At 39.4% G+C, this 22,280-nt stretch carries 34 protein-coding genes; 1 reads left to right on the forward strand and 33 read right to left on the reverse strand.

The window, feature by feature from the left end:
- Positions 1 to 82: 82 nt before the first annotated feature.
- The 33 genes from carA to rpsL form a co-directional block, all read right to left on the reverse strand.
- Positions 83 to 1,195 (reverse strand): glutamine-hydrolyzing carbamoyl-phosphate synthase small subunit, encoded by a 1,113-nt coding sequence (gene carA / locus EHW67_RS14215; protein WP_126163051.1) that lies wholly within the window; start codon positions 1,193 to 1,195, stop codon positions 83 to 85.
- Positions 1,196 to 1,292: 97 nt separating this feature from the next.
- Complete coding sequence (rplQ, locus tag EHW67_RS14220; RefSeq protein ID WP_126163052.1) at positions 1,293 to 1,850, reverse strand: 50S ribosomal protein L17; 558 nt, start codon at positions 1,848 to 1,850, stop codon at positions 1,293 to 1,295.
- Positions 1,851 to 1,907: 57 nt separating this feature from the next.
- On the reverse strand, positions 1,908 to 2,900 hold the full coding sequence (locus tag EHW67_RS14225; RefSeq protein WP_126163053.1) for a DNA-directed RNA polymerase subunit alpha: 993 nt from the start codon (positions 2,898 to 2,900) through the stop codon (positions 1,908 to 1,910).
- A 19-nt stretch (positions 2,901 to 2,919) separates the two neighbouring features.
- On the reverse strand, positions 2,920 to 3,525 hold the full coding sequence (gene rpsD / locus EHW67_RS14230; protein WP_126163054.1) for a 30S ribosomal protein S4: 606 nt from the start codon (positions 3,523 to 3,525) through the stop codon (positions 2,920 to 2,922).
- Positions 3,526 to 3,626: 101 nt separating this feature from the next.
- On the reverse strand, positions 3,627 to 4,019 hold the full coding sequence (rpsK, locus tag EHW67_RS14235) for a 30S ribosomal protein S11 (RefSeq protein WP_103440698.1): 393 nt from the start codon (positions 4,017 to 4,019) through the stop codon (positions 3,627 to 3,629).
- 12 nt (positions 4,020 to 4,031) lie between these two features.
- Positions 4,032 to 4,406, reverse strand: coding sequence for a 30S ribosomal protein S13 (gene rpsM, locus EHW67_RS14240; RefSeq protein ID WP_126163055.1), 375 nt, complete (start codon positions 4,404 to 4,406; stop codon positions 4,032 to 4,034).
- Between the two features lie 2 nt (positions 4,407 to 4,408).
- Positions 4,409 to 4,525: a type B 50S ribosomal protein L36 gene (gene ykgO / locus EHW67_RS14245; protein ID WP_013621733.1), complete on the reverse strand. Its 117-nt coding sequence runs from the start codon at positions 4,523 to 4,525 to the stop codon at positions 4,409 to 4,411.
- Positions 4,526 to 4,534: 9 nt separating this feature from the next.
- The gene (infA, locus tag EHW67_RS14250; protein ID WP_013751343.1) at positions 4,535 to 4,750 is read right to left on the reverse strand and encodes a translation initiation factor IF-1; all 216 of its coding nucleotides are present in this window, start codon (positions 4,748 to 4,750) and stop codon (positions 4,535 to 4,537) included.
- A 3-nt stretch (positions 4,751 to 4,753) separates the two neighbouring features.
- Entirely contained in the window at positions 4,754 to 6,097 is a 1,344-nt protein-coding gene (gene secY / locus EHW67_RS14255; RefSeq protein ID WP_126163056.1) for a preprotein translocase subunit SecY, read from the reverse strand.
- Between the two features lie 12 nt (positions 6,098 to 6,109).
- Positions 6,110 to 6,562, reverse strand: coding sequence for a 50S ribosomal protein L15 (rplO, locus tag EHW67_RS14260; RefSeq protein ID WP_126163057.1), 453 nt, complete (start codon positions 6,560 to 6,562; stop codon positions 6,110 to 6,112).
- Between the two features lie 15 nt (positions 6,563 to 6,577).
- On the reverse strand, positions 6,578 to 6,757 hold the full coding sequence (gene rpmD, locus EHW67_RS14265) for a 50S ribosomal protein L30 (RefSeq protein WP_126163058.1): 180 nt from the start codon (positions 6,755 to 6,757) through the stop codon (positions 6,578 to 6,580).
- A gap of 13 nt (positions 6,758 to 6,770) precedes the next feature.
- Positions 6,771 to 7,295 carry a 30S ribosomal protein S5 gene (gene rpsE, locus EHW67_RS14270; RefSeq protein ID WP_031445099.1) on the reverse strand — a complete coding sequence of 175 codons (525 nt, stop codon included), beginning with the start codon at positions 7,293 to 7,295 and terminating at the stop codon, positions 6,771 to 6,773.
- A gap of 7 nt (positions 7,296 to 7,302) precedes the next feature.
- Positions 7,303 to 7,659, reverse strand: a complete 357-nt coding sequence (rplR, locus tag EHW67_RS14275; protein ID WP_126163059.1) for a 50S ribosomal protein L18 — start codon at positions 7,657 to 7,659, stop codon at positions 7,303 to 7,305.
- Between the two features lie 11 nt (positions 7,660 to 7,670).
- Positions 7,671 to 8,213 carry a 50S ribosomal protein L6 gene (gene rplF / locus EHW67_RS14280; protein WP_126163060.1) on the reverse strand — a complete coding sequence of 181 codons (543 nt, stop codon included), beginning with the start codon at positions 8,211 to 8,213 and terminating at the stop codon, positions 7,671 to 7,673.
- A gap of 20 nt (positions 8,214 to 8,233) precedes the next feature.
- Complete coding sequence (gene rpsH, locus EHW67_RS14285) at positions 8,234 to 8,632, reverse strand: 30S ribosomal protein S8 (protein ID WP_126163061.1); 399 nt, start codon at positions 8,630 to 8,632, stop codon at positions 8,234 to 8,236.
- 66 nt (positions 8,633 to 8,698) lie between these two features.
- Positions 8,699 to 8,968 carry a 30S ribosomal protein S14 gene (gene rpsN, locus EHW67_RS14290; protein ID WP_126163062.1) on the reverse strand — a complete coding sequence of 90 codons (270 nt, stop codon included), beginning with the start codon at positions 8,966 to 8,968 and terminating at the stop codon, positions 8,699 to 8,701.
- 1 nt (position 8,969) lies between these two features.
- Positions 8,970 to 9,521 (reverse strand): 50S ribosomal protein L5, encoded by a 552-nt coding sequence (gene rplE, locus EHW67_RS14295; RefSeq protein WP_126163063.1) that lies wholly within the window; start codon positions 9,519 to 9,521, stop codon positions 8,970 to 8,972.
- 2 nt (positions 9,522 to 9,523) lie between these two features.
- Positions 9,524 to 9,838, reverse strand: a complete 315-nt coding sequence (rplX, locus tag EHW67_RS14300) for a 50S ribosomal protein L24 (RefSeq protein ID WP_126163064.1) — start codon at positions 9,836 to 9,838, stop codon at positions 9,524 to 9,526.
- A 13-nt stretch (positions 9,839 to 9,851) separates the two neighbouring features.
- The gene (gene rplN, locus EHW67_RS14305; RefSeq protein WP_126163065.1) at positions 9,852 to 10,220 is read right to left on the reverse strand and encodes a 50S ribosomal protein L14; all 369 of its coding nucleotides are present in this window, start codon (positions 10,218 to 10,220) and stop codon (positions 9,852 to 9,854) included.
- A gap of 2 nt (positions 10,221 to 10,222) precedes the next feature.
- Entirely contained in the window at positions 10,223 to 10,480 is a 258-nt protein-coding gene (gene rpsQ, locus EHW67_RS14310) for a 30S ribosomal protein S17 (protein WP_031445107.1), read from the reverse strand.
- A gap of 13 nt (positions 10,481 to 10,493) precedes the next feature.
- Positions 10,494 to 10,685 (reverse strand): 50S ribosomal protein L29, encoded by a 192-nt coding sequence (gene rpmC, locus EHW67_RS14315; RefSeq protein WP_031445108.1) that lies wholly within the window; start codon positions 10,683 to 10,685, stop codon positions 10,494 to 10,496.
- A 17-nt stretch (positions 10,686 to 10,702) separates the two neighbouring features.
- Positions 10,703 to 11,122, reverse strand: a complete 420-nt coding sequence (gene rplP, locus EHW67_RS14320; RefSeq protein ID WP_126163066.1) for a 50S ribosomal protein L16 — start codon at positions 11,120 to 11,122, stop codon at positions 10,703 to 10,705.
- A 20-nt stretch (positions 11,123 to 11,142) separates the two neighbouring features.
- Positions 11,143 to 11,865: a 30S ribosomal protein S3 gene (gene rpsC / locus EHW67_RS14325; RefSeq protein ID WP_126163067.1), complete on the reverse strand. Its 723-nt coding sequence runs from the start codon at positions 11,863 to 11,865 to the stop codon at positions 11,143 to 11,145.
- A 10-nt stretch (positions 11,866 to 11,875) separates the two neighbouring features.
- Positions 11,876 to 12,283 (reverse strand): 50S ribosomal protein L22, encoded by a 408-nt coding sequence (gene rplV / locus EHW67_RS14330; RefSeq protein ID WP_126163068.1) that lies wholly within the window; start codon positions 12,281 to 12,283, stop codon positions 11,876 to 11,878.
- 6 nt (positions 12,284 to 12,289) lie between these two features.
- A complete protein-coding gene (rpsS, locus tag EHW67_RS14335) occupies positions 12,290 to 12,568 on the reverse strand; it encodes a 30S ribosomal protein S19 (protein WP_110357443.1) in 279 nt (92 codons plus the stop codon).
- Between the two features lie 13 nt (positions 12,569 to 12,581).
- A complete protein-coding gene (gene rplB, locus EHW67_RS14340; RefSeq protein ID WP_126163069.1) occupies positions 12,582 to 13,406 on the reverse strand; it encodes a 50S ribosomal protein L2 in 825 nt (274 codons plus the stop codon).
- Positions 13,407 to 13,415: 9 nt separating this feature from the next.
- Positions 13,416 to 13,706, reverse strand: a complete 291-nt coding sequence (gene rplW, locus EHW67_RS14345) for a 50S ribosomal protein L23 (RefSeq protein ID WP_126163070.1) — start codon at positions 13,704 to 13,706, stop codon at positions 13,416 to 13,418.
- Between the two features lie 7 nt (positions 13,707 to 13,713).
- Positions 13,714 to 14,343, reverse strand: a complete 630-nt coding sequence (gene rplD, locus EHW67_RS14350; protein ID WP_126163071.1) for a 50S ribosomal protein L4 — start codon at positions 14,341 to 14,343, stop codon at positions 13,714 to 13,716.
- Positions 14,343 to 14,963, reverse strand: coding sequence for a 50S ribosomal protein L3 (rplC, locus tag EHW67_RS14355; RefSeq protein ID WP_126163072.1), 621 nt, complete (start codon positions 14,961 to 14,963; stop codon positions 14,343 to 14,345). Before rplC ends, rplD begins: the two co-directional genes overlap by 1 nt.
- Positions 14,964 to 15,158: 195 nt before the next feature.
- The gene (gene rpsJ / locus EHW67_RS14360; RefSeq protein WP_007094989.1) at positions 15,159 to 15,464 is read right to left on the reverse strand and encodes a 30S ribosomal protein S10; all 306 of its coding nucleotides are present in this window, start codon (positions 15,462 to 15,464) and stop codon (positions 15,159 to 15,161) included.
- Positions 15,465 to 15,475: 11 nt separating this feature from the next.
- Complete coding sequence (gene fusA, locus EHW67_RS14365) at positions 15,476 to 17,608, reverse strand: elongation factor G (RefSeq protein WP_126163073.1); 2,133 nt, start codon at positions 17,606 to 17,608, stop codon at positions 15,476 to 15,478.
- 6 nt (positions 17,609 to 17,614) lie between these two features.
- Positions 17,615 to 18,091 (reverse strand): 30S ribosomal protein S7, encoded by a 477-nt coding sequence (gene rpsG, locus EHW67_RS14370; protein WP_126163074.1) that lies wholly within the window; start codon positions 18,089 to 18,091, stop codon positions 17,615 to 17,617.
- A 77-nt stretch (positions 18,092 to 18,168) separates the two neighbouring features.
- Complete coding sequence (rpsL, locus tag EHW67_RS14375; protein ID WP_031445118.1) at positions 18,169 to 18,543, reverse strand: 30S ribosomal protein S12; 375 nt, start codon at positions 18,541 to 18,543, stop codon at positions 18,169 to 18,171.
- A 577-nt stretch (positions 18,544 to 19,120) separates the two neighbouring features.
- Between rpsL and EHW67_RS14380 the strand changes: the two genes are divergently transcribed.
- A complete protein-coding gene (locus EHW67_RS14380) occupies positions 19,121 to 22,276 on the forward strand; it encodes a SusC/RagA family TonB-linked outer membrane protein (protein WP_126163075.1) in 3,156 nt (1,051 codons plus the stop codon).
- Positions 22,277 to 22,280 lie beyond the last annotated feature (4 nt).

Raw genomic sequence — 22,280 nt, forward strand, 5'->3', positions numbered from 1 at the left:
ATATAGCAAAGCAAGTGCTTTTAACCCCACTATTATTAGCATTAATGAACGTTTAATAACAATAAAATAAAACTACAACGTTTTAGTTGACCGTAGATTGGATCATTTCGAAAAATTGGTCGAAAAGATAATCTGCATCATGTGGACCAGGGCTAGCCTCGGGATGATATTGAACAGAAAAAACATTCTTGTCCTTCATTTTTATTCCTGCTACCGTGTTGTCGTTTAGATGGAGATGTGTTATTTCCAAATCCGGGTTGGCCTCCGCTTCTTCCCTATTAATGGCGAAACCATGGTTTTGTGAAGTAATTTCACCCTTACCGGTAACCAAATTCATCACAGGATGGTTAATTCCCCTATGGCCATTGTGCATTTTGTATGTAGACACCCGATTGGCAAGTGCCAAAACCTGATGCCCCAAACAAATACCGAACAGGGGCTTATCTGACTTGATAATTTCCTTTGCCGAAGCAATGGCCTCATGTAAGGGATCTGGATCTCCAGGTCCATTGGAAATGAAATAACCGTCGGGATTCCAAGCACTCATTTCCTCAAAAGTGGTATTATAAGGGAATACCTTAATATAGGCATCACGTTTGGCCAAATTCCGCAATATATTCTTCTTGATCCCAATATCCAAAGCAGATATTTTATACTTTGCATTTTCATCACCAAAGAAATAGGGCTCTTTGGTAGAAACCTTGGAAGAGAGTTCCAAACCTTCCATGCTAGGTACTTCAGCAAGCTTCTTTTTTAATTCCTCTATATTATTTACATCTGTGGATATTACCGCATTCATGGCTCCATTATCCCTAATATAGCTCACCAAGGCCCTGGTATCCACATCTGAAATGGCCAAAAGGTTGTTTTTATCCAAAAATTCCTCTAGGCTTAAATCGGCATTAGGCCTGGAATAGTTATAACTAAAGTTTTTGCAAACCAAGCCAGATATTTTAACCGAATCAGATTCAACCTCCTCATCATTGGTTCCATAATTCCCAATATGGGCATTAGTGGTTACCATTATTTGTCCAAAATACGAAGGATCGGTAAAAATCTCTTGATAACCGGTCATTCCAGTGTTAAAACAAGCCTCTCCAAAGGCAGTTCCTTCCTTGTCCCCTACGGCTTTACCGTGAAAAATAGTCCCATCCGCTAGCAATAATATTGCTTTTTTTCTTGTTTGATACTTCATTATTGGTCTTACAATTATTCGTTTTGCAAAAATAACATAAAAAAAGGATAAGCTTTTAGGCTTATCCTTTTACAATTATTAATATTTAATAACAATTTTACTCTTTGGAATCATCAGCTTTTTTTTCAGCTTTTGGCTCTTCAACTTTAGGCTCTTCAACCTTTGGAGTTTCAGTGTTTGCTGCATCTTCAGCCACTGCAGGAGCCGCTTCGGATTTCTTACCTCTTCCCCTTCTGGTAGTTTTTTGTTTCTTAGGCTTACCAGCGTTGTAAGTTTCGTTAAAATCCACAAGCTCTATCATTGCCATATCAGCGTTATCCCCAAGTCGATTACCCAATTTAATGATTCGGGTATAACCTCCCGGTCTATCAGCTACTTTTTCGGCTACATTGCCAAAAAGTTCGGTTACAGCATATTTGTCCCTAAGGCTCTTAAATACAATACGTCTGTTATGCGTACCTTTCTCAACAGATTGATTATTTTCAGCTTTTGATTTGGTAATCAATGGCTCTACAAACTGCTTTAAGGCTTTTGCTTTAGCAACAGTGGTATTTATTCTCTTATGCTCTATTAAAGAACAGGCCATATTTGCCAACATAGACTTTCTATGGGCAGCCTTTCTTCCTAAATGATTAACTTTCTTACCGTGTCTCATTGTTCTTTTCTATATGCTTTCTTGGTCCTGGTATTCCCGATTCCTTAGAAAGTTCAATTAATCTTTATCCAATTTATATTTTGACAAATCCATTCCAAAGCTCAACCCTTTGTTGATCACCAATTCTTCCAATTCCGTTAAGGACTTTTTACCGAAGTTTCTAAACTTCATTAAATCGTTCTTATTGAAAGAAACCAAATCACCAAGTGTATCCACTTCTGCGGCTTTTAAACAGTTTAAAGCTCTTACGGAAAGATCCATATCCACCAACTTCGTTTTCAAAAGTTGACGCATGTGTAAAGATTCCTCGTCGTAAGTTTCGGTCTGAGCTATCTCATCCGCCTCCAAAGTAATGCGCTCATCCGAGAACAACATAAAATGGTGGATTAAAACTTTTGCCCCTTCGGTCAAAGCTTCTTTTGGATGAATTGAACCATCGGTTGCAATTTCAAAAACCAATTTTTCATAATCGGTCTTTTGCTCTACACGAAAGTTTTCAATACTGTACTTTACATTCTTTATAGGCGTAAAGATAGAATCTACCGCTATGGTACCTAAAGGAGCGTTGGACTTTTTATTTTCCTCTGCCGGCACATAACCCCTACCCTTATCTATAGTAACCTCCATGTTAATATTAACCTTGGGGTCCATGTTACAAATTACCAAATCCGGATTAAGAACTTGGTAACCAGAAATAAACTTTTGAAAATCACCCGCGGTCAATTGTTCCTTTCCACTAACAGAGATGGAAACAGTTTCGCTGTCCACGTCATCTATTTGTCTTTTAAAACGGACCTGTTTAAGATTTAGAATGATTTCGGTAACATCTTCCACAACACCGGAAATTACAGAGAACTCATGTTCTACCTTATCAATTCTAACAGAAGTGATAGCAAAACCTTCCAAGGACGAAAGCAAAACTCTTCTTAATGCGTTCCCAACAGTAAGGCCATAACCTGGTTCCAAAGGACGAAATTCGAATTTACCATCGAAATCGGAGGAATCAATCATTATAACTTTATCGGGCTTCTGAAAATTTAATAATGCCATAATTGGATCAGTGTTGTTTTTATTTGGAGTATAACTCGACTATTAATTGTTCTTTTATATTCTCTGGAATTTGAATTCTTTCAGGAACGGCCACAAAATTACCTTCCATTTTTTCTGAATTCCAGGTGATCCATTCGTACACACTGCTATTGGCAGAAAGTGCGTCACCGATCGCTTTTAAAGACTTGGACTTTTCCCTAACTCCTACAACATCACCTGGCTTTAAGGTATAAGAAGGTATGTTTACCAACTCTCCATTAACCGTAATATGCCTGTGGGAAACCAACTGTCTTGCTCCACTTCTGGAAGGAGAGATACCCATTCTGTAAACCACATTGTCTAAACGCGACTCACATAATTGAAGTAAAACCTCACCGGTTACTCCCTTACTTCTGTTAGCTTTCGCAAAAATGTTACGGAATTGCTTTTCCAAAATACCATAAGTGTATTTTGCCTTTTGCTTCTCCATTAACTGGATTGCATATTCAGACTTCTTACCACGACGTCTGTTGTTTCCGTGTTGTCCTGGAGGATAATTTCTTTTCTCAAAAGATTTATCATCTCCGAAAATCGCTTCACCGAATTTACGGGCGATCTTTGTTTTTGGTCCTGTATATCTTGCCATTTTCTTTTAATTTGGAAATGTGATCATGAATTAAGGCTTATCCTTCGATAATCGTAACTACATCTCCTTGAAAAACCCTTGTTGGGGCTATTGATTAATAATTATACTCTTCTTCTTTTTGGTGGTCTACAACCGTTGTGCGGCATTGGAGTCACATCAATGATTTCTGTAACCTCAATTCCTGAGTTATGTATAGAACGTATAGCGGATTCTCTTCCGTTACCAGGCCCTTTAACATAAACCTTAACCTTTCTTAAACCAGCTTCATGAGCCACCTTGGCACAATCCTCGGAAGCAATCTGGGCTGCATAAGGAGTATTCTTTTTAGAACCCCTAAAACCCATTTTTCCTGCTGATGACCAAGAGATTACATCTCCTTTTTTATTGGTTAAAGAAATAATAATATTATTAAAAGAAGCAGTCACGTGGGCTTCACCCACAGACTCTACTATAACCTTACGCTTCTTAGCCGCTTTTGCACTTGCCTTTGCCATAATATCTAACTATTATTTAGTTGCTTTCTTCTTGTTAGCAACTGTTTTCCTCTTACCTTTTCTTGTCCTAGAGTTGTTCTTGGTACGTTGACCTCTTAAAGGCAAACCAGATCTATGGCGTATACCTCTATAACAACCTATATCCATCAAACGCTTGATGTTCAATTGGTTTTCCGAACGCAATTCCCCTTCGATTGTCAAAGAAGAAACGGCATCACGGATACGACCAATTTCATCATCGTTCCAATCCGATACTTTGGTATCCTCACTTACTTGGGCTGTTGATAAAATCTCCTTAGCCCTACTTTTTCCTATACCAAAGATATAGGTCAGGGCTATTACCCCTCTTTTCTGTTTTGGTATATCTACACCTGCAATTCTTGCCATAATTACCCTTGTCTTTGTTTAAATCTAGGATTCTTTTTATTAATTACGTACAATCTGCCTTTTCTACGTACAATCTTGCACTCGGCACTTCTTTTCTTTATTGATGCTCTAACTTTCATCCTATTTGCTTAATATCTATATGTAATTCTTGCTTTACTTAAATCATAGGGGCTCATTTCAAGCTTTACCTTATCCCCTGGAAGCAACTTAATATAATGCATACGCATTTTTCCAGAGATATGTGCGGTTACCACGTGACCGTTTTCCAACTCCACGCGAAACATGGCATTTGACAATGCCTCAATTATGCTTCCATCTTGCTCTATTGCTGCCTGTTTAGCCATAATTTACGCTACTTTTCTATTTTTACCAGATTTCATTAAACCGTCATAATGCCTGTTCAACAAATAAGAATTTACTTGCTGCACAGTATCAATGGCCACACCTACCATAATCAATAAGGATGTTCCACCATAAAACAATGCCCACCCTGCCTGTACATCCATAAGTTTAACTATAACTGCAGGCAATACAGCCAGCAAAGCTAAGAAAACAGATCCAGGTAACGTAATTAAAGACATTATCTTATCCAAAAAATCACCGGTTTCTTTACCTGGTCTAATTCCAGGTATAAAACCGCCACTTCTTTTAAGGTCATCAGCCATCTTATTGGTAGGCACGGTAATCGCCGTATAAAAATAAGTAAAGACAATAATCAAGAACCCGAACAGGATGTTGTAAGCCAATCCAAATATATCTTGGAACTGTACTTCCATCCATTGCCCTAGTGCAGTATTATTAAATGTCTTACCCAACAATCCCGGGGCAAACATAATAGCCTGGGCGAAGATAATAGGCATTACACCAGAAGCATTTAACTTAAGAGGAATGTACTGTCTGGATCCCATAATGTTCTTCTCATACCCACCAGAAGCGGTTCTTCTTGCATATTGTACAGGTATCTGACGTGTTGCCATAACCAATAGTACACATAACAAGATAACGACAAACCAGATAATCACCTCGATGAGCATAAACATCAACCCACCATTGTTATTGGCCGTTCTTGAAATAAATTCCTGAACAAAACTTTGCGGCATAGTGGCAATGATACCAACCATGATCAATAAGGATATCCCGTTTCCGATTCCCTTGTCCGTAATTTTTTCACCCAACCACATAGCAAAAATGGTTCCAGCAACAAGAATTATAACCGAAGGAATAATAAAATCCAATCCCTTGCCAAATACAAAGGCACTTTCTGGAACACCCAGAGCTCCCAAACTGTACAAGTAAGCAGGAGCCTGAACAACACAGATACCAATAGTTAACCACCTAGTAATCTGATTGATTGTCTTTCTACCGCTCTCACCTTCCTTCTGCAACTTCTGAAGATAAGGGATGGCGATACCCATTAACTGCACTACAATGGATGCAGAAATATAAGGCATGATCCCTAACGCAAAAACCGAGGCGTTTGATAACGCTCCCCCGGTAAATGCATTTAAAATCCCTAAAATACCACTATCCGTACTGGAAGCCAATGCACCCAGTTGAGTAGAATCAATACCTGGAAGAACCACTTGAGCACCAAAACGATACACCAAAAGCAAACCAAGGGTAACAATAATTCTACCCTTTAGTTCGTCTATCTTCCAAATATTTGATAATGTCTCGAAAAATTTCTTCATAGTATTCTTTGCTTATAAACTTATAGCTTCACCACCGGCAGCTTCAATAGCAGCCTTCGCCGTAGCTGTAAATTTATGTACAGAAACTTTTAGGGAAGCTTTTAATTCACCACCACCAAGTATCTTAACCAAATCGTTCTTGCCAACCAATCCATTTTCCACAAGGATATCCAAGGTAACCACATCTTTAACAGCTCCCTTATCTACCAATTCCTGTAGGCTATCCAAATTGATCCCAGCGTAATCTTTTCTATTAATATTGGTGAAACCAAACTTTGGCACACGTCTCTGCAATGGCATTTGACCACCTTCGAAACCAATTTTCTTAGAATAACCAGACCTGGATTTAGCTCCTTTATGTCCTCTGGTAGCAGTACCTCCCTTTCCGGAGCCCTGACCTCTACCTACAACTTTACCGGCTGATTTAACAGATCCTTCCGCTGGTTTTAAATTACTTAAATTCATAACACTAAAATTATATTAAGCCTCCTCAGTGGAAACTAAGTGTTTAACTTTATTTATCATCCCAAGAATATTAGGGGTAGCATCATGCTCCACTACCTGCCCTATTCTACGTAAACCAAGAGCCTCTAAGGTCCTCTTTTGGTTTTGAGCTCTTTTTATACTGCTCTTTAGCTGTTTTACTTTTATCTTTCCCATTCTATTCTTGGTTTTATCCTTTAAAAACTTTTTCTAAAGAAATACCTCTTTGGTTTGCCACTGTCTTTGCTCCCCTTAGTTGTAACAAGGCGTCAAATGTAGCCTTAACAACGTTATGAGGATTTGAAGATCCCTGGGATTTTGACAATACATCGTGAACACCAACAGCCTCCAATACCGCCCTTACGGCACCACCGGCAATTACACCGGTACCATGGGATGCTGGTTGGATGTACACTCTTGCTCCACCAAATTTACCTTTTTGCTCATGTGGCAAGGTACCTTTGTTCAAAGGAATTCTAATAAGGTTCTTTTTAGCATCCTCAATAGCCTTAGCTATTGCAGTAGCAACTTCTTTAGACTTACCTAGACCGTGACCTACTACGCCATTTTCATCACCTACCACAACGATAGCGGAAAATCCGAAAGCCCTACCACCTTTTGTAACCTTGGTAACACGTTGTACGCCAACCAATCTATCTTTTAATTCTAAACCTCCCGGCTTAACAGTTTCTACGTTTTTGTATTTCTGATACATAATATTCTTAGAATTTTAATCCTGCTTCCCTAGCGCCTTCGGCTAATGATTTTACCCTACCATGGTATAAGTTACCACCTCTATCAAAAGCAACTGCTTCTATTCCAGCTTCCTTTGCCTTTTCGGCAATAGCCTTCCCTACTAGGTTAGCCACTTCTGTCTTAGTCCCTTTTACCTTGGACAACTCCTTATCCCTTGAGGAAGCAGCAACTAATGTTTTACCTGCCTCATCGTCAATAATTTGAGCGTATATTCCAGTATTACTTCTAAAAACAGCAAGTCTTGGCCTTTCTGCTGTACCTGAGGATATTTTTCTAATTCTCCTTCTGATACGTAGTCTTCTTTCAGTCTTCGTTAATCCCATAATGCTAATTATTAAGCCGATTTACCAGCTTTTCTTCTTAATTGTTCACCAACGAACTTAATTCCTTTTCCTTTGTAAGGCTCTGGCTTACGGAAAGATCTTATCTTAGCGGCAATCTGCCCCACTAATTGCTTATCATGCGAACTTAGCTTTATAATAGGATTCTTTCCTTTTTCGGATACGGTCTCCACTTTTACCTCGGGAGCCAAATCAAAAATTATATTGTGTGAAAACCCTATAGCTAGATCCAACGTTTGTCCTTGGTTACTGGCACGATATCCTACCCCAACCAATTCCAATTCCTTTACCCATCCTTTAGACACTCCATGGACCATGTTAAAGATCAAAGATCTATAAAGACCATGTTTTGCTTTATGTTCCTTGGAATCCGAAGGTCTTGTAACAAACACTTGACCGTCTTCAACCTTAACAGCAGCACCAGAAAATTCTTGGGAAAGTTCTCCCAACTTACCTTTTACAGTAATAACATCTTCCTTAACCTCTACGGTTACACCTTCTGGAATTGCTATTGGATTATTACCTGTTCTAGACATTGTTCTAAATCTTTATAGTATTAATAAACATAACATAATACTTCCCCACCTGCATTCTCAAGCTTGGCCTGCTTACTGGTCATTACACCATGGGAAGTAGAAATAATAGCAATACCAAGACCATTTAATACTCTTGGCAATTCATTTGCGCTAGCATATTTCCTAAGCCCTGGTGTACTCACTCGCTTAATTTTCTTTATAACCGGCTCTTTTGTGAACTTGTCATATTTCAAGGCTATCTTAATAGTCCCTTGAACCGAATTATCTTCAAATTTGTAACTTAAAATATATCCTTGATCGAATAATATTTTAGTAATTTCTTTCTTAAGATTAGAAGCAGGCACCTCTACCACTCTGTGGCCGGCGCTACTTGCATTTCTAATTCTTGTTAAATAATCCGAAATTGGATCTGTAAACATAATTATTGATTTACGGTAACGGTTTTTAACCTCTTGGCTAAACCTGAAACCAGTTTATATTCTTTATTACCAGCTAGCCTTCCTAACACCAGGTATAAGACCATTGTTGGCCATTTCCCTAAATGTAACCCTGGATATACCAAAAGTTCTCATGTACCCCTTTGGTCTACCTGTTAGCTTACAACGGTTGTGCAAACGTACAGGAGAGGCATTTTTTGGCAATTTTTGTAGCGCCTCATAGTCACCGGCCTCCTTTAAAGCCTTTCTCTTCTCGGCATACTTTGCGACAGTCTTAGCTCTTTTGACCTCACGGGCCTTCATAGATTCTTTAGCCATACTAATTCTTTTTAAAAGGTAGTCCTAATTCGGTTAATAATGATTTAGCCTCTTTATCTGTATCAGCAGAGGTTACAAATGTAATATCCATACCATTGATTCTATTAATTTTATCAATGTTTATTTCAGGAAATATGATCTGCTCCGTAATACCAAGATTGTAATTGCCCCTACCATCAAAACCAGTAGCCTTAATTCCTTGGAAATCCCTTACCCTAGGTAATGCAGTTGTAACCAATCTATCCAAGAATTCGTACATTCTCTCACCACGCAAGGTTACTTTTGCCCCAATTGGCATGCCTTTACGCAATTTAAATGCTGCAACATCCTTTTTAGACATGGTAGCAATTGCCTTTTGTCCAGTGATAGTAGTCAACTCATCAACCGCATGGTCTATAAGCTTCTTGTCTGCAACTGCAGCCCCTACCCCTCTACTAACGACAATTTTTTCTAATTTAGGAACCTGCATTACATTTTTGTAACCATACTCCTCTTTAAGAGCTTTTATCACTCTTTCTTTATATTCCTGTTTTAATCTTGGAACGTAAGCCATAACTAAATTACTTCTTTAGATTTCTTAGAAAACCTTACTTTCTTACCATCTCTTACTTCAAACCCCACTCTAGTGGTCTCCCCTGATTTTGGGTCGATCAATGATAGATTGGATATTTGCAAGGGAGCTTCTTTCTTAACAATTCCACCTTGTGGATTGCTCGCGCTGGGCTTTTCGTGTTTGGACACCATATTGGCACCTTCAACGATTGCCTTGTTCTTTTCACGGTCCACACTAACCACCTTACCTTCTACACCTTTATGGTCTCCGGCTATGATCCTTACGGTATCCCCTGATTTAATTTTTAATTTTCCCATTTTGCTATTTTTATTAAAGCACCTCTGGAGCCAATGATACAATTTTCATGAACTGCTTATCACGTAGTTCCCTGGCCACAGGACCAAAAACACGTGTTCCCCTCATTTCACCAGTTGGGTTCAAAAGCACACAGGCATTATCATCGAAACGAATATAAGAACCATCCGGTCTTCTAACTTCCTTTTTAGTCCTTACAACAACTGCTGTGGAAACTGCACCTTTTTTAATAGTTCCGTTTGGGGTAGCTTCCTTAACGGCCACTACAATTTTATCCCCTACAGAAGCATATCTTCTTTTTGTACCTCCCAACACACGAATGGTCAAAACTTCTTTTGCCCCCGTATTATCCGCTACTTTTAGTCTAGATTCTTGTTGTAACATAATTATTTAGCTCTTTCAATGATTTCCACTAATCTCCAACATTTGGTTTTACTCAATGGACGTGTCTCCATTATCTTAACCGTATCGCCAATATTGCAATCGTTCTTTTCATCGTGCGCAACATATTTCTTAGTTTTCAACACGAATTTACCGTACATAGGGTGCTTAACACGTTTAACTTCTGAAACCACTACCGATTTCTCCATTTTGTTGCTAGTTACAACGCCTATTCTCTCTTTTCTTAAATTCCTTTTTTCCATAAAGCAGAACCAATTATTGTAATTCCCTTTTAGTTAACTCAGTTGCCAATCTCGCCACAGTTCTTCTTACTTTTCTTATAAGTAAAGGGTTTTCCAATGGTGTCACAGAATGGGCCAATTTTAGGTCGGAATACTGTTTTTTAAATTCAGCACTCTTCTCTTTTAACCCTTCAACTGATAATTCTTTTATTTCTGATTGTTTCATGATTCCTTGCAATTATATTAAGCAGAATAGTCCCTAGCAATAATAAATTTTGTTCTTACTGGTAGTTTCTGTGCCGCAAGACGCAAAGCCTCTTTTGCAATATCAAGAGACACACCGGCAACCTCGAACATAACCCTTCCTGGCTTCACCACAGCAACAAAATACTCTGGAGCACCTTTACCTTTACCCATACGTACCTCCAATGGCTTCTTGGTAATTGGCTTGTCCGGGAATATTTTGATCCATAATTGGCCTTCTCTTTTCATGTATCTAGTTGCCGCAATACGAGCAGCTTCAATCTGGCGCGATGTTATAAAACAGGCATCCATTGACTTGATACCGAACATACCGTTAGAAAGCTGATGCCCCCTTCCGGAGAGTCCTTTCATACGACCTTTCTGCTGCTTACGGAACTTAGTTCTTTTTGGCTGTAACATTTCTTTACTTCTTTAAAAAATTACTTTCTACGACGTTGTTTCTTCGGTCCATCTTGCTTACCTCCTTTACCGGAAGACTGGTTTTTAGCCATACCTACCAATGGAGAAAGCTCTCTTTTCCCGTAAACCTCACCTTTCATGATCCACACCTTAATACCCAATCTACCATAAGTAGTATGCGCTTCGTGCAAAGCATAATCAATATCAGCTCTAAAGGTAGATAATGGTATACGCCCGTCTTTATAAGATTCGGACCTTGCCATTTCAGCCCCGTTCAAACGCCCAGAGATCTGTATCTTAATACCTTCGGCATTCATTCTCATCGCCGCTGCGATCGCCATTTTTATAGCCCTTCTAAAAGAAATTCTACTTTCAATCTGACGCGCAACACTGGCAGCTACAAGATTAGCATCCAATTCCGGTCTCTTGATCTCAAAAATATTGATCTGAACCTCCTTTTCCGTAATCTTCTTAAGCTCCTCTTTTAATTTATCTACCTCTTGTCCACCTTTTCCGATAATAATACCAGGCCTTGCAGTGGTTATGGTAACGGTAATCAACTTAAGAGTACGCTCTATAATAATTCTAGACACACTTGCCTTGGCCAAACGTGCATGAACATATTTTCTGATCTTATCGTCTTCGGCAAGTTTATCACCATAATCGTTTCCACCGTACCAGTTAGATTCCCATCCTCTGATAATTCCTAGACGATTTCCGATTGGATTTGTTTTCTGTCCCATACTAAATGTTCTAGCTTTGTGTGTTATTGTTAGATCCCAAAACCAAGGTAACGTGGTTGGAACGTTTTCTTATTCTATGTGCTCTTCCCTGTGGTGCCGGACGCAATCTTTTCAACATACTTCCGCTATCCACTCTAATCTCTTTTACAAAAAGTTCAGCCTCTTCAACACTGGCATCCTCATTCTTAGCTTGCCAGTTTGCTATTGCGGACAATAACAACTTTTCCAATCTACGAGAAGACTCCTTTTGGTTGAATTTTAAAATAGCAAGGGCTTTTTCTACCTGTACACCTCTTACCAAATCCGCAACTAAACGCATTTTTCTAGGAGAAGTAGGGCAATTATTCAATTTAGCAAATGCTATTTGCTGTTTTTCAGCCTTAATTCTTTCGGCCATTTGTTTTTTTCGAACTCCCATAGCTTACTACTTTTTACCTTTATTTTTTGCTCCTGCATGACCCCTAAAAGATCGCGTTGGAGAAAATTCACCTAATTTGTGCCCTACCATGTTTTCTGTTATAAAAACAGGAACAAATTGCTTTCCGTTGTGAACCGCTATTGTCTGACCTACAAAATCAGGAGTAATCATAGAAGCTCTAGACCATGTCTTAATGACTGCCTTTTTACCAGATTCAACATTTTGCTGGACTTTTTTATCCAGACTATAGTGAACGTAAGGTCCTTTCTTTAATGAACGTGCCATTTCTTTCTACTTTTTATTTCTTTCTACGTTCTAAAATATACTTGTTGGTACTCTTGGTCTTGGAACGGGTCCTGAATCCTTTAGCAGGAATTCCGTTTCTAGATCTAGGATGACCTCCAGAAGCTCTTCCTTCACCACCACCCATTGGATGATCTACAGGGTTCATAGCTACCGGCCTTGTTCTTGGCCTTCTTCCTAACCATCTGCTTCTACCAGCCTTACCTGATACCAATAACTGATGATCGGAATTGGATACCGCACCTATAGTCGCCATACAATCCGCCAAAACCAATCTAGTTTCACCTGAAGGCAATTTAATGGTCACGAATTTACCCTCCTTAGCCATTAACTGAGCAAAGGTACCGGCACTTCTCGCCATTACAGCTCCCTGTCCTGGACGCAATTCGATACCAGAAATAATAGTTCCCAATGGTATCTCCTTTAAAGGAAGAGCATTCCCGATCTCAGGAGCAACATTGGCACCTGAAGACACTTCCTGCCCTACCTGCAATCCATTTGGAGCAATAATATATCTCTTTTCACCATCAGCATACACCAATAGCGCTATAAAAGCTGTTCTGTTAGGATCGTACTGAATAGAATCTACGGTAGCCACAACATCTTGCTTATCCCTCTTAAAATCTATCACACGATACCTTCTCTTATGACCTCCACCTTTCTGGCGAATGGTCATCTTTCCTTGACTGTTTCTACCTCCGGACTTTTTTAACGGAGCAAGCAAGCTCTTCTCCGGCTTATCAGTAGTAATGGCGTCAAATCCATTTACTACTCTAAAACGCTGTCCTGGAGTGATTGGTTTTAATTTTCTAACTGACATTTTTTGTCTTTATAGATTACTGTAAAAATCAATAATATCCCCTTCTGCAACATCAACAATTGCCTTTTTAAAAGCGCTTGTCTTACCATGCTGCACACCGGTCTTAGTGTAACGCGATTTGCGGGAAGGACCGTAATTCATTGTACGTACCTTATCCACAGAAACACCATAAGCTGCTTCTACCGCTTCCTTTATCTGAATCTTGTTCGCTTTAGGATTAACAAGAAAACCATAACGATTGTGCAACTCGCTATCAGCAGTCATCTTTTCCGTAATAATTGGCTTTATCAACACACTCATGGTTCGCTTATTTAATTAAGTTCGACTCGATTCCTTCTAAAGAACCCTCCAACAACACAAGGTTGTTAGCATTTAAAATTTTGTAAGTGCTTAGTTCTGAGTTAGTTACAACTTCAGAGCGCTGTAAATTGCGTGAGGACAAATATACGTTATTATTTGAATCACCCAACACAATTAGGGATTTTTTATTCTCCAAGCCCAAAGACTTCAAAATTTGCTTAAATTCTTTTGTTTTTGGAGCCTCAAAGTTAAAATCCTCAACCACTACAATTGCATTCTCTTTGGACTTCAATGTCAAGGCCGACCTTCTGGCCAAACGCTTCACATTTTTGTTCAATTTTTGCTTATAATCTCTTGGCCTTGGTCCAAAAATACGTCCACCACCTCTAAAGATCGGTGATTTAATACTACCAGCACGGGCGGTACCTGTACCTTTTTGTTTTTTTATCTTTCTGGTACTACCAGCTATCTCCGCACGCTCCTTGGATTTGTGCGTACCTTGTCTTTGGTGCGCCAAATACTGTTTAACATCCAAGTATACAGCGTGATTATTTGGCTCTATTGCGAATACATCGTCGGAAAGTTCAACTTTCCTACCTGTTTCTTTTCCCTTAATATCTAAAACTGCTACCTTCATTACTTCTCAATAGTTACGTAAGCGTTCTTATGACCAGGAACACAACCTTTTACTACTAAAAGGTTCTTTTCTGGAACAATTTTTAATACCCTCAAGTTCTGAACGGTAACCTTATCGGTTCCCATCCTACCGGCCATCCTCATGCCCTTAAATACCCTTGCAGGATATGAGGCCGCACCGATGGAACCCGGAGCTCTTAACCTATTGTGCTGACCGTGGGTCGACTGCCCTACACCGCCGAAGCCATGTCTTTTAACCACCCCTTGAAAACCTTTACCTTTTGAGGTACCGATTACATCAACAAATTCTCCTTCTACAAAAAGATCTACTCCTAAAGTATCTCCCAATTTGTAAGCACCTTCTTCAAAATACCTGAATTCCATGACTTTTTTCTTGGGAGAAGCACCCGCTTTTTTAAAGTGACCTGTAGCCGCTTTATTAGCACGTTTTTCTGCCTTGTCATCGAAACCAAGCTGAAGGGCATTGTACCCGTCCACCTCTTCGGTTCTGACTTGGGTAACTACGCATGGTCCAGCTTCGATAACTGTACATGGAATGTTCTTTCCATTTTCATCGAAAATGCTGGTCATACCGATTTTTCTACCTATTAACCCAGACATATTTATAATTAATTAATTGATTACTATTTAACTTTCTGACAAAAAAACAGGGTCAAAAAACAATTCAACCCTGAATATATTTTTTTCCGTTTTTCCTTCGCGAAACGCTCCGGACATGTCCCTTCCCGAACTATCGGGAAATTTTATCTTTCACCCATCAATGTAGATAGGATTCCCACCATAATAGGAATATAACTACACCTTGATCTCCACCTCAACACCAGAAGGAAGCTCAAGCTTCATAAGGGCATCGATGGTTTTTGATGAAGAGCTATAAATATCCAATAGTCTTTTGTAAGAACTTAATTGGAACTGCTCCCTGGATTTTTTATTTACGTGAGGCGAACGCAACACGGTAAATATCTTTTTATGTGTTGGCAAAGGAATAGGCCCAGTTACAACCGCACCAGTAGTCTTTACCGTTTTAACGATCTTCTCAGCAGATTTATCTACCAAGTTATGGTCGTATGACTTTAATTTAATTCTAATTTTCTGACTCATCTTAGTACGATTTAAGCTGTTAATCCTTTTGCTTTCTTAATCACCTCTTCCGAAATATTGGACGGTGTTTCAGCATAATGTGAAAATTCCATTGTAGAAGTAGCCCTACCAGAAGACAATGTCCTCAGAGAAGTAACATAACCAAACATTTCCGCAAGAGGCACTTCACCTTTTATCACCTTGGATCCTGCCCTATCGTCCATATTGGTAACCACACCTCTTCTTCGGTTTAAATCACCTACAATGTCACCCATGTTTTCTTCAGGAGTCAACACTTCCAACTTCATTATCGGTTCCATTACTACAGCTCCCGCAGCCTTACCTGCAGCCTTATAACCAAGTTTGGCAGCCAATTCAAAGGAAAGTGCGTCAGAATCCACAGGGTGGAAAGAACCATCCTTAAGAACAACCTTCATCCTATCCATTTCATAACCGGCCAAAGGACCGTTCTTCATAGCAGCCTGGAAACCTTTTTCAACAGGTCCTATAAATTCCTTAGGAATACGACCACCTTTGATCTCATCAATAAACTGTAACCCAGCTCCTTCAAAATCATCATCAGCAGGTCCCATTTCAAATACGATATCACCAAATTTACCACGACCACCAGATTGTTTCTTATAAACCTCTCTATGTGCAGCAGTTTTGGTCAACGCTTCCTTGTATTCTACCTGAGGCTCACCTTGACTTACTTCAACCTTAAACTCACGTTTTAAACGGTCTACAATAATATCCAAGTGAAGCTCACCCATACCAGAAATAATGGTTTGACCTGAAGCCTCATCCGTTCTCACAGTAAAGGTTGGATCCTCCTCAGCCAATTTACCCAAAGCCATTCCTAACTTATCTACATCAGCTTTGGTTTTAGGCTCAACAGCTATACCAATTACTGGATCTGGAAAATCCATACTCTCCAAGACAATAGGATTCTTTTCATCAGACATGGTATCACCGGTCTTGATATCCTTAAACCCTACAGCAGCCCCTATATCACCAGCCTCAATATAATCAATAGCATTCTGCTTATTGGAGTGCATTTGATAAATACGGGAAATACGTTCTTTCTTACCCGATCTATTGTTCAAAATATATGAACCAGCATCCAAACGACCAGAATAAGCTCTAAAGAATGCCAATCGCCCTACAAAAGGATCGGTAGCAATCTTAAATGCCAAAGCAGCAAATGGTTCTTTAGGATCCGGCTTACGTGTAACAGCCTCTCCGGTATTTGGATCAGTTCCTACAATATCATCCTTATCTATAGGGGACGGCAAGTACCTACATACCGCATCCAATAAAAACTGAACACCTTTATTCTTAAAGGACGAACCACAAACCATTGGTATAATAGCCCTATCCATTACAGCAGCCCTTAAAGCAGCATGCACTTCCTCTTCCGATATAGAATCTTCATCCTCGAAGAATTTCTCCATCAATGCCTCATCATATTCTGCAACAGCCTCTATCAAAGCAGCTCTATACTCCTTCACCTCGGCCTTCATCTCTTCAGGGATATCAACAACATCAAATGTTGCCCCAAAGTTTTCATCATGCCAAACTATAGCCCTATTCTTGGCCAAGTCAACAATACCTCTAAAATCAGCCTCATCACCTATTGGCAAAACAATTGGCACCGCATTGGATCCCAACATTGTTTTTACCTGGTTACAAACCTTTAAGAAGTTAGACCCTTGACGGTCCATTTTGTTAACAAAACCTATACGAGGCACTTTATAATTATCGGCCAATCTCCAGTTAGTTTCGGACTGAGGCTCAACACCATCCACCGCACTAAACAAGAATACCAAGCCATCCAACACACGTAAAGATCTATTTACCTCAACGGTAAAATCAACGTGGCCGGGAGTATCAATAATATTAAAATGATAATCTTTCGCATCTTTGGTAGGCTGACCATTTTCCTTTGGAAACTGCCAAGTACAGGTTGTTGCAGCAGAAGTAATGGTAATACCCCTTTCCTGCTCTTGCTCCATCCAGTCCATAGTAGCAGCACCATCATGCACCTCCCCTATCTTGTGACTAACACCTGTATAGAACAATATACGCTCTGTAGTTGTTGTTTTTCCAGCATCAATATGCGCCGCAATACCTATATTTCTAGTATATTTTAAATCTCTTCCCATTACTAATTAGAATCTAAAATGTGAGAATGCCTTATTTGCTTCAGCCATCTTGTGCGTATCCACTCTTTTCTTAACCGCAGCACCTTCTTCTTTGGATGCAGCCAAAATTTCACCGGCCAATTTTTGAGACATAGCCTTTTCGTTTCTCTTACGAGCATAACTAATAAGCCACTTCATAGCGGTTGAAATTTTACGGTCTGGCCTAATCTGCATAGGAATCTGAAAGGTAGCCCCTCCAACCCTTCTACTTCTTACCTCAACATGAGGCATTACATTGGACAATGCATCTTTCCACAACTCCAATGCCGACTTCTCTTCGTCTGTCTTTTTTTCTTCCACGATGTCAATTGCATCATAGAACACCTTAAAGGCAACCGACTTCTTCCCGTCCCACATCATCATGTTAACAAAACGGGTCACCAATTGGTCATTAAACCTTGGATCCGGTAAAAGTGGTCTCTTTTTTGCCTGCTTTTTTCTCATTTCTTCTTTTTGAGTTAACGGTTAACAGCTAACTGATACGAACGCTAGCGCCCCACAATTAACTTTTAACTAATTTTTTACTTCTTAGGGCGTTTTGCTCCGTACTTAGATCTACGTTGAGTCCTTCCAGCAACACCTGCTGTATCCAAAGCACCTCTAACGATATGATACCTAACACCTGGCAAATCCTTTACCCTTCCGCCTCTTACTAATACTATCGAGTGCTCTTGCAAATTGTGACCCTCACCTGGTATATACGCGTTAACTTCCTTTCCATTGGTCAACCTAACCCTTGCAACTTTACGCATTGCTGAGTTCGGTTTCTTAGGAGTGGTAGTATAAACACGTGTACATACACCTCTTCTTTGAGGACACGAATCCAAAGCAGCCGATTTACTCTTCTTAGTAATCGTGACTCTTCCTTTTCGTACTAATTGTGAAATTGTTGGCATACTATATTTTGTATAATAAAACTTAACCCCCTCTTTTAAGGGCTGGCAAATGTAGTAATTATTCGCAATAATTCAAACCCTAAACAACTTATTTTCAATATTTTTTTAATGCAACAGATTCACAAGCTTATAATTAGGTTATTCAACAAACCACACCATATATAAATACAACTCAAAATTACACCACAACAAAACCTCCCGATACCTTTATAAGGATTTAAACAGAACTCAAACAACACCACAACACAATCCTACATTTTATTGCGATTTTCACAAACAAAACCTGAATTCCAAGATAAAATCGCACACAAATACACAAAAACACCATAAATTTTACCATTATTATGATATTGTCATTTTTTTAACTTTTATGATGCAAAAAAATCCTACAAGCAGTTTTATAATTGTTGCAAATGTAAATTATAACCCCCTTTATGTGTAAAAAAAACTAAACAACCGCTCTAAAGATCTATATTTAACAGGATTTTATTATGCAAGCATAAGAATTGTGGCTAAAAAGTTGCTTTATTAACATGAATTTAGGATTTTTGCAACTGCTAATTCAAATAAAATTAAAATGAAAACAAAGTTAAGTGGAATCCTAACGCTGTTTCTAGCGTTGATTGTGCAAGTTACTTTTGCACAAGAAAAAACGATTTCAGGTACGGTTACGGACCAAGATGGCCTACCGCTCCCTGGAGTGAACATCCTAGTAGAGGGAACTACTACCGGTACCCAATCTGATTTTGATGGACTATACACCATTGATGCAGAGGTTGGGCAGGTTTTAGTATTTTCCTACATAGGACAAAAAAATGCTAGAATGACTGTAGGCGCCAGCAATACGATAAACGTGCAAATGGAAGAGTCAGCACAAGCATTGGAAGAAGTGGTGGTAACAGCATTAGGTATTAAGAGGAATCCAAGGTCTTTAGGATACTCTGTCAAGTCTGTAGAAGCCGAATCTATCACTGAAAACTCTGAACCGGATCTTATTAGATCTCTTAACGGTAAGGTTCCAGGGGTCAACGTAAATGTATCTACCGGTGTTGCAGGTGCTTCCAACAAAATTAGTATTAGGGGTACTACTTCCTTTCAAGGCGGGAACCAACCTCTATTTGTTGTAGATGGGACCCCCTATAGCAATGACGAGATAGAAACTTCTAGCCAAATAACCGGTGGTGGTGGTTATGAAACCGGTATCTCTTCTTTGGACCCCAATGATATTGCCAATGTAGAAGTTCTTAAAGGAGCGGTAGCTGCGGCACTTTACGGTTCCAGGGCAGTCAATGGTGTTATAATTATTACCACCAAAGCGGGACAATCTGGAGGATTATCCAACAAAAAATTTGAAGTATCCCTTAACTCTGGGATTTATTTTGAAACCATTGCCAATCTTCCTGAATATCAGAATACATACGGTAACGGAACAAATTTCAATTACAACAACGCCAACGGTTCTTGGGGTGCAAGGTTTGATTCAAGGGAAACCATCCCAACCTGGCCAAATTTACTAAATGCCTTCCCTGATCAGTTTGGACCTACTGTTCCTTATGTAGCACAACCAAATAACGTTAAAGACCTGTTTAAAACAGGATTCGTTGCGGACAATTCCATAAACGTTAGATCTGCAAACGAAAATTCCAATTTCAGTTTAACCATTTCCAATATGGACCAACAAGGGTATATTCCTTTTAACTCTTACAAAAGGACCAATATATCTACAGGTGGTAATTTTCAATTGGACAATGGCCTTAAGGTTGGAGCTAACCTAAGTTATTCAGATGGTTACCAAGTTGGTCCCTTTCTAGGTGAAAACCAATATGCAGGTGCCGCTTCTTCTTTTGCAAGAACTTTAGTCTTGGGAAGAACTTGGGATTTAAGTCTTCCATACGAAGATGCTAGTGGGGCGCCTGTAATTCCTAATGGTGGCTGGGATCACCCTTTATGGTCATGGGAACACAACCAAATTAGAACGGCTACCAACAGAACGGTTGCCAACGTAAATTTTGCCTATGATTTTAATGAGCATATCAACGCAAGATATCAATTAGGTATAAACAAATACGAACTTGGGCGTGTTGAAATAACCGACAAAGGATCAAGAGGTGCTTCCGGTACAGGAAGGGTTGTGACGGACGATTACGATAGCGAGGAAATTGAATCTACCTTTGTGGTAACCTTTAATTATGACTTGACCAGTGATTTGAATATGAACTTTCTGGTTGGAAACAATGTTAACCAAATTTCAACCCACCGAGTTGGATATACTGGAACAAATCTTATTGCCGATGACATCTTTACTGTAAAAAATACGGCCAACGTAGTTGCCGATGTAGATGATACAACCAGAAAAAGAATTGTTGGGGTTTTTGGAGACCTAGGTTTGGGGTATAAGGACTATTTGTTCTTAAATGCCACAGCAAGAAACGACTGGTCCTCTACACTACCTAAAACAGATAATAGCTTTCTTTATCCTTCCGTTTCTTCTTCCTTCATATTTACCGAAGCTTTCGGAATAAATAACGATATCCTTAGCTATGGTAAGATTAGAGGTGGTTGGGCCAACGTAAGCCGGGATGCCGATCCTTACCAAATAAATAAGATTTTTGGCGTTGGGGATGTATATGCAGGACAACCTTCTGTATTTGTTCCTACAACACTAGGAAATCCTTCTTTGAGTCCAGAAAACACCGAAGAATATGAAATAGGTCTGGATTTGGAATTATTTAAGAAAAGAGCCATTTTAGACTTTACATGGTATAAAAAAACAACCACAGATCTTATCTCTGAGGTTAATGTTCCTACCTCTTCCGGTTACACTTCCTTTCTTACCAACATAGGTGAAATGGAAAATACAGGTATAGAAATAGGTCTAACCTTAATTCCTATTAGAACAGAGAACTTTAAGTGGTCTACGTTTACTTCATTTACCAAGAACGATAATGTTGTTAACGAATTAATAGAAGGATTGGACAGATTTCCACTTAACGTGAACGAAATTGCTTTCGTAGACGAAGGGGAACCCTTTGGAGTATTCTACGGAACTGCCTTTGCCCGTGACGATGAAGGTAATTACCTAATCGAAGAAGGTGGTGGTGGTATTTTACAGGCCGCTGAAAATAAGGTAGTAGGTGACCCCAATGCAGACTTTAAAATAGGTTTTACCAATACTTTCAAATATAAAACTTTAAGCCTTCAGGCTCAGTTTGACTGGAAAGAGGGGGGAGACGTAGCTTCCACGACCGTAGCCTCATTATTAGGTAGAGGGGTAACCAAAGACACAGAAGACAGGGAGCGTACTTTTATTATACCTGGTGTATACGGCGACCCAATAACGGGAGAAGCTATTTTGGACAATGCCGGAAACAAAATTCCGAATACGACTCAGATAACCATGAACAACTTATATTTCTCTCCTACCACCAATAGTAATACTTTTGGTATCAATTCTGTAGATGAGGCTACCATATATGACGGTACTGTTTTTAGGTTAAGGGAGATTGCCTTGGCCTACGAAGTTCCAAGGAAGTTTTTGGACAAAACCTTTATTGGTTCCATGACATTTTCTGTGGTAGGGAACAACCTTTGGTATTTTGCACCAAACGTTCCCAAGTATACCAATTTTGATCCAGATGTTACAGCTTATGGATCTGGAAACCTACAAGGGATTGAAACTCAATCTGCCCCTAGTTCCAAAAGGTTTGGGTTTAAACTTAACGTAACATTTTAATAAA

Source organism: Arenibacter aquaticus, from assembly GCF_003957295.1.
GTDB lineage: Bacteria > Bacteroidota > Bacteroidia > Flavobacteriales > Flavobacteriaceae > Arenibacter > Arenibacter aquaticus.